The sequence below is a fragment of the Butyrivibrio sp. genome, from assembly GCF_017940685.1.
Classification (GTDB): domain Bacteria; phylum Bacillota; class Clostridia; order Lachnospirales; family Lachnospiraceae; genus Butyrivibrio.
In genome coordinates, this window is record NZ_JAGAYD010000187.1 from 1 (window position 1) to 9780 (window position 9780).

At 43.2% G+C, this 9780-nt stretch carries 8 protein-coding genes; 2 read left to right on the forward strand and 6 right to left on the reverse strand.

Features of this window, described 5'->3' with window-relative positions; genetic code table 11:
- Window positions 1–207: 207 nt before the first annotated feature.
- Both J6I68_RS11890 and aroA read left to right on the forward strand, forming a co-directional pair.
- Window positions 208–1305 carry a prephenate dehydrogenase/arogenate dehydrogenase family protein gene (locus J6I68_RS11890; protein WP_292220589.1) on the forward strand — a complete coding sequence of 366 codons (1098 nt, stop codon included), beginning with the start codon at window positions 208–210 and terminating at the stop codon, window positions 1303–1305.
- Window positions 1306–1323: 18 nt separating this feature from the next.
- The gene (aroA, locus tag J6I68_RS11895) at window positions 1324–2652 is read left to right on the forward strand and encodes a 3-phosphoshikimate 1-carboxyvinyltransferase (protein WP_292220591.1); all 1329 of its coding nucleotides are present in this window, start codon (window positions 1324–1326) and stop codon (window positions 2650–2652) included.
- Window positions 2653–2730: 78 nt separating this feature from the next.
- Here aroA and J6I68_RS11900 read toward each other — a convergent pair whose 3' ends face one another.
- The 6 genes from J6I68_RS11900 to J6I68_RS11925 all read right to left on the reverse strand — a co-directional run.
- On the reverse strand, window positions 2731–3915 hold the full coding sequence (locus J6I68_RS11900) for a nucleotide sugar dehydrogenase (protein ID WP_292220593.1): 1185 nt from the start codon (window positions 3913–3915) through the stop codon (window positions 2731–2733).
- Window positions 3912–4268, reverse strand: a complete 357-nt coding sequence (locus J6I68_RS11905) for a PilZ domain-containing protein (protein WP_292220594.1) — start codon at window positions 4266–4268, stop codon at window positions 3912–3914. Before J6I68_RS11905 ends, J6I68_RS11900 begins: the two co-directional genes overlap by 4 nt.
- Before the next feature lie 117 nt (window positions 4269–4385).
- Complete coding sequence (gene queA / locus J6I68_RS11910; protein ID WP_292220595.1) at window positions 4386–5423, reverse strand: tRNA preQ1(34) S-adenosylmethionine ribosyltransferase-isomerase QueA; 1038 nt, start codon at window positions 5421–5423, stop codon at window positions 4386–4388.
- Window positions 5424–5425: 2 nt separating this feature from the next.
- Window positions 5426–6925: an aminopeptidase gene (locus J6I68_RS11915; RefSeq protein WP_292220597.1), complete on the reverse strand. Its 1500-nt coding sequence runs from the start codon at window positions 6923–6925 to the stop codon at window positions 5426–5428.
- Between the two features lie 81 nt (window positions 6926–7006).
- Window positions 7007–9427: a phenylalanine--tRNA ligase subunit beta gene (pheT, locus tag J6I68_RS11920; protein ID WP_292220599.1), complete on the reverse strand. Its 2421-nt coding sequence runs from the start codon at window positions 9425–9427 to the stop codon at window positions 7007–7009.
- 17 nt (window positions 9428–9444) lie between these two features.
- The coding region (locus J6I68_RS11925) for a tRNA ligase subunit PheS family protein (protein ID WP_442861727.1) at window positions 9445–9780 on the reverse strand (336 nt) is incomplete at its 5' end.

The window sequence follows — 9780 nt, forward strand, 5'->3', positions numbered from 1 at the left end:
CGTTCATATCTAGTCCTCCAGTCGCAACTTATTGGGTATTTTTGATAAGACTGACTAGGTCCCCCAAAAATCTCATAACAATATTTTACTAAAAACAATGCACCTGCACAAGCTTTTTAGGGCTAATTGCACAAATATCTGACAGTTGTTTTTCGCACATTAAAGTGATATAGTGTTAATAATAATGCTTATTTGAAAGGTATTCCCATGGACAGTTTAACTTATGGCTTTATAGGTCTTGGACTTATCGGCGGTTCAATAGCAAAAGCAATCAAAAATGCTGATAAGAATTCAAGGATCATGGCATATACACCTCACAAAGAGACCGTAGATAAGGCCCATGATGAAGGCACTATAGACCTTCCCCTTTATGAGATCGGACCAGAGTTTTCTGACTGCGACTTTATTTTTCTTTGTGCACCGGTGGAGCTTAATAACGATAATCTCAAGGCTCTTTTGCCCTATCTTAGTGCCAAGACCACTGTCACTGATATTGGCAGCGTCAAATCCAGTATCCATCAGGTGGTAAAAGAGCTGGGGCTTGAATCCCAGTTTATCGGCGGTCATCCAATGGCAGGTACAGAGCGCATAGGCTATAGCAATTCAAAGCCTGCCATCCTTGAAAACGCCTACTACATAATCACCAAGACTGATTTTTCCTCTAAGGAGCGTCTTGATGCATATACAGAACTTGTCCGGATGATAAAGGCCATTCCTCTTGTGGTGCCCTACGAGCAGCACGACTATATCACAGCTGCCATCAGCCACGTGCCGCACGTTATCTCCGCTTCCCTTGTAAACCTTGTAAAAAACAGCGATGGCGAGGATCAGCTCATGAAGACCATAGCCGCTGGAGGATTTAAGGACATAACAAGGATCTCCTCATCTTCTCCTATCATGTGGAAGCAGATCTGTATGACCAATTCCTACAACATCTCAGATCTTCTTGGCAGCTACATCGACAGCCTTATGGATATCAAACTTGCCATTGATGAAAAAGATGAAGACAAGATAATGAACTTTTTTGAAAGCGCCAGAGAGTATCGTGAATCCTTCATGGACACTTCATCTGGTCCTATCAAGAAGGTATTCACCATCCATGTTGAGATTGACGACAGACCTGGTAACCTTGCAAAGGTTGCGACTTTATTGTCTGACAACATGATAAACATCAAGAATATCGGCATCGTCCACAACAGAGAGTATGAACGGGGAACACTTCGTATCGAATTCCACTCATCAGAAGATCAGCTCAAGGCAAAAGAGCTTTTGACCGTAAGCGGCTACACTCTCTACGTAAAATAAAATCAATCGGAGATTTATATGATCGCATTAGAAAAAGCAACAAAGCCCTTAAAGGGTGACATATTTGTTCCTGGTGACAAATCCATCTCCCACAGGAGTATCATGTTCGGAGCTCTTTCTGAAGGAACCACTGAAGTAACTGGCTTTCTTCAGAGTGCAGACTGCTTATCTACCATAGACTGCTTCAGAAAATTGGGCGTAGAAATTGAGCACACCATCCGCCCCACCAACGGAGTTCCCACTATCACTGTTCACGGCAGAGGCCTTCACAACTTTAAGGCTCCTGACTGCACTTTGTATACAGGAAACAGCGGTACTACCACAAGGCTCATGTCTGGAATCCTTGCAGCTCAGCCCTTTGACAGCATGATAACCGGAGATATGTCCATTGAAAAAAGACCCATGAAAAGGATAATGACTCCTCTTTCCCAGATGGGTGCAGAAGTTGTTTCCGTAATGGGTAATGACTGTGCTCCTCTTCGCTTCACCGGAGGAAAACAGCTTCGAGGGATCAATTACAGAAGCCCCGTTGCTTCCGCCCAGGTTAAGTCCTGCATTATGCTGGCTGGCCTTTATGCTGAGGGCGATACAGTTGTTTATGAGCCTGCTCTTTCTAGAAACCACACAGAGATCATGCTCTCTTCCTTTGGTGCCGACATCCACAATGAACTTTCCAGAGACGGAAGCGCTGCTGCAATCCTGCATCCTGGAATGCCTCTTGTAGGCCAAAAGATAAATGTCCCAGGCGATATTTCATCCGCTGCATATTTCATTGCTGCAGCTCTTATCGTTCCTGGTTCTGAGCTCCTTATAAGAAATGTGGGTATCAATAAAACAAGGTCTGGAATACTCGCAGTATTAGAACAGATGGGGGCAGATATAACACTTCTAAATATTGATGAAAAGAGCGAACCCAAGGCTGACATCCTTGTTAAATACTCAGAGCTTAAAGCTGGCGGCAACAATCAGTTTGTAATTGGTGGAAAGTTGATCCCTACCATGATTGATGAGCTTCCAGTAGTTGCTGTAGTTGCTGCAACCGCTGGTTTTGATACCATCATCAAGGATGCTGCTGAACTTAAGATAAAGGAGTCAAACAGGATCGATACTGTTGTAGAAGGTCTTAAGAAGATGGGCTGTGACATAGAGGCCACAGAGGACGGAATGATAATCCGTGGCGGAAAGCCTCTTACCGGAGCTGATATAAACTCCCACGCAGACCACCGCCTTGCCATGAGTTTTGCTGTTGCTTCCCTTGTGGCAGATGGAATAACAAGGATAATCGATGATGAATGTGTAGGTATTTCCTACCCCACATTCTTTAAGGACTTTCAGAGTCTGTTGTGATCAAAGTCTAAATCATTTAAATGATCTGCTAGTAAAAAAGGGCTGTGCTTGTTTCCATGCACAGCCCATCTGTTTGTCTTATTCGTTTCTGAACAGATCTCTTGTATAAACCTTATCTACTACATCAGCAAGGTCATCCGTTAATCTGTTGGCGATAATTAAGTCGCACTCCTTTTTAAACTTATCAAAATCTCTTTCAACTCGTGAATTAAAGAAATCGTCATCCTTAAGTGTTGGCTCATAGACGATACACTCAATGCCACGGGACTTGATACGCTTCATGATACCTTGGATAGCTGACTGCCTAAAATTGTCAGATCCCGCTTTCATGGTAAGTCTGTAAACACCGACCTTTTTGGGATGAAGCGCCCAGATTCTGTCAGCGATGAAATCTTTTCTTGTTCTGTTGGCATCTACAATAGCAGTGATGAGGTTATTTGGAACATCCTCATAGTTTGCAAGAAGCTGCTTAGTGTCCTTAGGGAGGCAATATCCGCCATATCCAAAGGAAGGATTGTTGTAGAAGTTCCCGATTCTTGGATCAAGACAAACACCCTCAATAATGTTTCTTGTGTTAAGGCCTCTTACCTCAGCGTAAGTATCAAGCTCATTAAAGTATGATACACGAAGTGCCAGGAACGTGTTGGCAAAGAGCTTAACACACTCAGCCTCAGTATAATTCATATAAAGCACATCGATATTCTCTTTGATGGCCCCCTGCTTAAGAAGTCCAGCAAACACCTCTGCCTTTTCTTTTGCCTCGTTACTCTCACCGTCGTAACCAACTATTATACGGGAAGGATAGAGATTATCATAAAGAGCATGCCCCTCTCTTAAAAACTCCGGAGAGAACATGATATGATCTGTCTCATACTCTCCGCTTATCTCCTCGGTAAATCCAACAGGAATTGTTGATTTGATAACGATAAAAGCGTCAGGGTTCTCTAATCTCACCTGATCAATTACGCTTTCTACTGATGATGTATCGAAATAATTAAGTTTCTCGTCGTAGTTAGTTGGAGTTGAAACTATTACAAAATCAGCATCCTTGTAGGCATATGAAGCATCAAGTGTAGCTTCCAGCCTAAGGGAATCCTTTTTAAGGTACTCCTCTATCTCCCTGTCTACGATTGGAGACTTTCTGTTGTTTATCATATCTACCTTCTCAGGGATAACATCAACGCAGACCACATCGTTGTTTTGTGATAAGAGGATGGAATTGGACAGTCCTACATATCCAGTTCCTACTACAGCAATTTTCATTTATTCTCTCCTGCGAGCTTGGCTTTCTCGTCTTCCACAAGCTCATATACGTCTATTCTCTTTTTTACATCTTCTGGCATTCCAATGAAGGATCCGCCATAATGATAAGTATCATCAACTTTTTTGGCCCTCACTATCTGAATGAATACGTGGAGTACCTCTTTAGTCCAGATTGTTAAATTGGCCTCATAATTATCTCCAATAGTGAGCTGCTTGTCAGTTGAAAAACCTATACCAGCACTTGAAGCATCAGTTATCTTGATCTCACATGTTTCAACTGAGTTACCGCCAAGCTCTTTGATAAGGATCTCACCAGATAAATCCAGTCTCTTACTTCTTCTTCTGTCTTCCATAATAGTCCCCCTGATAAATGAAATATGGTTTAAAAAACAGTTCACTACCTATCATAATACCCCATAAAAAGGGTGCTTTCAAGAAGGCTGGGCATATGAAGGACATCTAAGCTGATATTATTTAAAAAAGCATGCATCTCCGAAGGAAAAGAATCTATACCTTTCTTTTATTGCTTCCTGATAAGCATTAAGTACATGTTCTCTTCCAGCCAAAGCAGATACCAGCATAACAAGGGTTGATTCAGGAAGATGGAAATTAGTTATAAGCTGGTCAAGTACCTTGAACTTATATCCTGGATAGATAAAGATTGAGGTGTCTCCGCTGCACTCAGATAGCCTTCCGTTTTCATCAGCAGCGCTCTCAATGGTGCGGCAGCTGGTTGTTCCGACGCAGATTACCTTATGGCCGGTTTCCTTGGCTCTGTTTATCTTATCCGCTGCTTCCTGTGTTACCTGATACCACTCTGTGTGCATGTGATGCTCTTTTACATTGGTGACCTTAACTGGTCTGAAGGTTCCAAGTCCCACATGGAGAGTAACAAAGGCCATATCTACACCTTTTCCCCTGATCTTTTCCAGAAGCTCATTGGTAAAATGAAGCCCCGCAGTTGGAGCTGCAGCTGATCCCTCAAACTTGGCATATACCGTCTGGTACATGTTTTTATCCTGAAGCTTATGGGTAATATAAGGCGGAAGCGGCATCTCTCCAAGCTTATCAAGAACCTCTTCCCAAATCCCATCATAGTAGAATTTAACAAGCCTATTACCTTCCTCTACTATGTCCAGAATCTCAGCCTTTAAGATTCCTCCGCCAAAAGAAACTCTTGCGCCAGGACGCAGTTTTTTTCCTGGCTTGACCAGTGTCTCCCAGACGTCAGCTTCTCTTCTTTTTAAAAGAAGGATCTCTACAGCTGCACCTGTCTCTTCCTTTTCTCCAAGAAGTCTTGCAGGTATTACCTTGGTATTATTAAGAACCAGGCAGTCGCCTGGCTCTAAATAATTTATAATCTCATTAAATTTGTGGTGCTCTATGGCTCCAGTTTCTTTGTCCACCACAAGGAGTCTGCACTCATCTCTTTTCTCCATGGGATCCTGAGCTATGAGTTCCTTGGGAAGATCAAAATAATAATCAGAAGTACTAAGTCCTATTTCCATGATCACTCGTTTCTAAAATCCATGTTCTGAAGGAAGGATACATATCCTCTCTTTGCCTCATAAAGGTCAGCCTTGCTGATAACCTCCCAAGGTGCATGCATATTAAGTACTGCAACTCCAGAATCAATTACATTCATTCCGTAAAGGGCAAGGATGTAAGCGATTGTTCCGCCGCCGCCAACATCTACCTTACCAAGTTCTGATGTGTGGTATACGATCTTGTCCTTATCAAAGGCCTTTCTGATCTCTGCGATGTATTCAGCGTTGGCATCATTAGATCCGCTCTTTCCACGGCTTCCGGTAAACTTGTTAAATACAAGACCACCTCCTAAAAATGCTGCGTTCTTCTTTTCAAAGCTGCCTGCGTAGGATGGATCAAATGCAGCGCTTACATCTGAAGAGAGCATGCATGAGTTTGCAAGGCATCTTCTGAGGGCAAGGTCATTAAAGCCTTCCTTAGTGAGGTTCATAAGCTCTGCTACTGCATTTTCAAAAAACCTACTCTGCATACCTGTAGCGCCTACAGATCCGATCTCTTCCTTATCAACAAGGATGCAGCAGGCGCATCTCTTAAGGTTCTTTGCCTCCAAAATAGCCTTCATTGAAGGGAATGCACATACTCTGTCATCGTGGCCATAGCCAAGGATCATTGATCTGTCAAAGCCAGCATCCCTTGCCTTACCAGCAGGTACGATCTCAAGCTCTGCTGACAGGAAGTCCTCCTCCTCAATTCCGTAAAGGTCATTAAGGATTGCAAGAATGCCGCGTCTTACAGCTCCAGATACCTTGCCACTTGCTGCCTTCTCTTCTTTTTCTGCCTTTATAGCGTACTGCTCACCAGCTGAAAGCTTTGAGTTCTTCTTTTCAGCCTTTTCTTTTTCATCGCTCTCGATGACGAAAGGTCTGTTTCCAACTATAAGGTCAAGGGCCTCACCCTCGATCACGTTTGAGGCTTTCTTGCCAAGCTGATCCTGGGCAAGGTGGATAAGAAGGTCAGAGATGAAAAATACCGGATCATCCTCATCCTCACCTACATTAAGCTGAACTGTTGTGCCGTCTTTTTTAACGATAACACCATGGATAGCAAGAGGAATGGTAACATACTGATACTTCTTGATACCGCCGTAGTAGTGAGTATCAAGGTAAGCGATACCTCCGTCCTCGTAAAGAGGATTCTGCTTAACATCAAGACGAGGTGAATCAATATGTGCTCCAAGGATGTTAAGTCCCTGCTCCAAAGGCTCTGATCCCATCTGGAAGATGATGATGGACTTATTCATCCATACGCTGTAGATCTTGTCTCCTTTTTTAAGTTTGGTCTTGCTGCCTACAAGGGTATTAAGCTCTCTGTAGCCTGCTGCCTCGATCTCATTTACGATAGAATCGATGGCTTCTCTCTCAGTCTTTGAGTTATCAAGGAAAGCCTTGTACTCATCTGCAAGTTTCTCAACAGCCTTAAGCTGCGTAGCATTATAAGTTGTCCATGCATTTATTCTGTTCATATGTAAGCTCCTTTCGAGAATAAAATAGTCATTGCTCATTAAAGCAATGACTATTCTATCACCTGTTTAGATTTGACGCAATTAACTTCGGATCTCTATTCCCATGGTGAACTGGAGCTTTCTAAGCATCTTATCTACAAATCCGCTTATCATCTCATCTGTAAGTTCTTCATCCTTAGGAGTAAATGTAATTGTAAACGCCATACTCTTCTTAGTAGGAGGAATTGGAAGTCCCTCATATACATCAAAGAGCTTAACATCAGTTACATACTTGCAGGCGCCATAGATTGCATCCTCAACCTCTCCGCAGGTAACTGTCTTGTCCATGATAAGAGCAAGGTCACGCTTAACAGTTGCAAACTTTGAAAGAGGCACAAATACAGGAGTCTTTCCATAGTACTTAGAAAGCACCGAAAGATCTATCTCGCAGATATATGCAGGAATCCTCATATCTGTCTCATCCTGGATCTCATAAGTTATCTGTCCGAGATATCCAACCTCTTCTCCCTCACAAAGGATCCTGGCTGTTCTATATGGATGCAGGAAAGTTCTGGTAGCAGCCTCATACTTAAAGCTTATGTGAAGCGCATCAGACACATTCTCTGCAAGTCCCTTTAATGTGAAGATATCCTCATCTTCTCCAAATATACCAATGCAAAGAGTTGCCTTCTCATCAGGATACTCAGTAAGTGGTAGAGACTTTGGAATAAATCTGTTTCCAAGCTCAAACAATCTTCCCTCTAATGTACCCTTCTTCTGGTTTCTTGCAATAGCATGGATCATCTGTGCAGCAAGAGTTGTTCTCATAAGTGACAGGTCTTCGTTGATAGGATTAAGGATCCTGATGGCAACTCTCTCAGGAGCATCCTCTTCAAATCCAAGAAGATCAAGATCACTTGGTGAAAAGAATGAGTAGTGCATGCACTCATATGCACCCTGTGCGCAAAGAGCTCTCTTGATCCTAAGCTCGCTCTTCTGCACAAGGTTCCTTCCACCTGTTGTTACAGCTGCATTCTTAAGGAATGTAGGTTTTACATGATCATATCCATACATACGGATAAGCTCTTCTGCGATATCAGGATAATCTTCCATATCCTCACGATATGCAGGAATCTTGATAGTGAGCTCATCGCCATTTATTACTGGCTCAAAATTGAGGTTTGTAAGGATCCTCTTTATCTCGTTTTCAGGAACCTCTATGCCAAGAACGCCATTAACCTTCCTGATGGAAGCCTTCATCTCTTTCTTTTCAAGGCTGTTTCCGGTATTAACATCTACATGGGTCTTTGAAACCTTGCCGGCACCAAGCTGCTCTATAAGGTGAAGGGCTCTCTTCATTGCGATGACAGTCGTGTATTCGTAAACGCCCTTTGCAAATGCAGCTGATGAGTCTGATGCCTGTCCAAGAGCTCTTGAGCTCTTTCGGATATTGTCACGCATGAACTTGGCAGCTTCGAAAGTAACTGTAGTTGTTGTATCACGGATCTCAGAGTTAAGACCTCCCATGATACCTGCAAGAGCTACTGGCTTAACTCCGTCGCAGATAACAAGGTTATCTGTTGTTAATTCAAACTCGTTCTCATCAAGAGTTACGATCTTCTCGCCCTGCTTTGCTCTCCTTACAACGATCTTGTTTCCCTCAAGGAAATTTCCATCAAAAGCGTGCATAGGCTGACCAAGCTCTCTCATGATGTAGTTTGTGATATCGACGATATTACTGATGGAATTATTTCCAACCATGGCAAGTCTTCTCTTCATCCAAAGAGGGCTCTCACCAATCTTTACATCATATACATAGTGTCCGATATATCTTGGGCACAGGTCTGGATCTTCTACTGTTACGCTAAATCCCTCATTCTCTACATCTGTCTCTGTGTATGAAAGATCGATCTCTTTTAATGGCTTATCAAGTGCTGCTGCAACCTCTCTTGCAAGTCCGTAAATACTCTGGCAGTCTGGTCTGTTGGCTGTAATGGATACGTCAAAGATCCAGTCATCAAGGCCAAGGATAGGCTTAACATCAGCGCCAACTGGTGTATCCTCAGGGAATACTAAAAGTCCGTTGTAGCCTGCTCCTGGGTACATATCCTCGGATACTCCAAGCTCAACTCCTGAGCAGAGCATACCTTCTGAGTCCACGCCGCGAAGCTTGCCCTTTTTGATGGTCGCTACGCCGATAACAGTCACATGGTCTTTTTCAGTCTCAATAACTGTAGCGCCTACAAGAGCAAGAGGATACTTGCCGCCTTCCTTAACATTGTCCGCGCCGCAGCATACCTGGAAGGTACCGTGCTCTCCTGCATTTACCTGACATACATGAAGGTGGGTATCAGGAATTGGTTCGCACTTCTCAACAAGTCCTACTACGACATTTGAAATGTCTTTTCCCACTTCCCAGCACTCTTCAACTTCAAATCCACAATCGAAGAGCTTCTTCTCAAGCTCTTTTGGTTCTATATCTATATCAACAAAATCTTTAAGCCAACTTAAAGGTACTAACATTTCGTTCTCCTCCTAAATTATTCGTAGTGGTCTATCTGCTTAAGAACATCAAGGTCTGACTCGTACAAGAGCTTAATGTTGTTGATACCATACTTAAGCATGGTTGCACGCTCAATACCTATACCAAAAGCAAATCCGCTGTACTCTTCTGAATCAATTCCGCAGTTCTCCAAAACCTTCTTGTTGACAACTCCGGCTCCAAGAACCTCGATCCAGCCTGTTCCCTTGCAGAGATTGCAGCCTTTACCACCACATGCAAAGCAGCTGCAGTCAACCTCTACTGATGGCTCTGTGAACGGGAAGTAAGAAGGACGAAGTCTTGTTGTGGTTCCCTCACCAAAGATCTTCTGAGC

Coding starts and splice junctions, on each gene's coding strand:
- J6I68_RS11890 (WP_292220589.1), top strand. CDS start 208: ATGGACAGTTTAACTTATGGCTTTATAGGTCTTGGACTTATCGGCGGT.
- aroA (WP_292220591.1), top strand. CDS start 1,324: ATGATCGCATTAGAAAAAGCAACAAAGCCCTTAAAGGGTGACATATTT.
- J6I68_RS11900 (WP_292220593.1), bottom strand. CDS start 3,915: ATGAAAATTGCTGTAGTAGGAACTGGATATGTAGGACTGTCCAATTCC.
- J6I68_RS11905 (WP_292220594.1), bottom strand. CDS start 4,268: ATGGAAGACAGAAGAAGAAGTAAGAGACTGGATTTATCTGGTGAGATC.
- queA (WP_292220595.1), bottom strand. CDS start 5,423: ATGGAAATAGGACTTAGTACTTCTGATTATTATTTTGATCTTCCCAAG.
- J6I68_RS11915 (WP_292220597.1), bottom strand. CDS start 6,925: ATGAACAGAATAAATGCATGGACAACTTATAATGCTACGCAGCTTAAG.
- pheT (WP_292220599.1), bottom strand. CDS start 9,427: ATGTTAGTACCTTTAAGTTGGCTTAAAGATTTTGTTGATATAGATATA.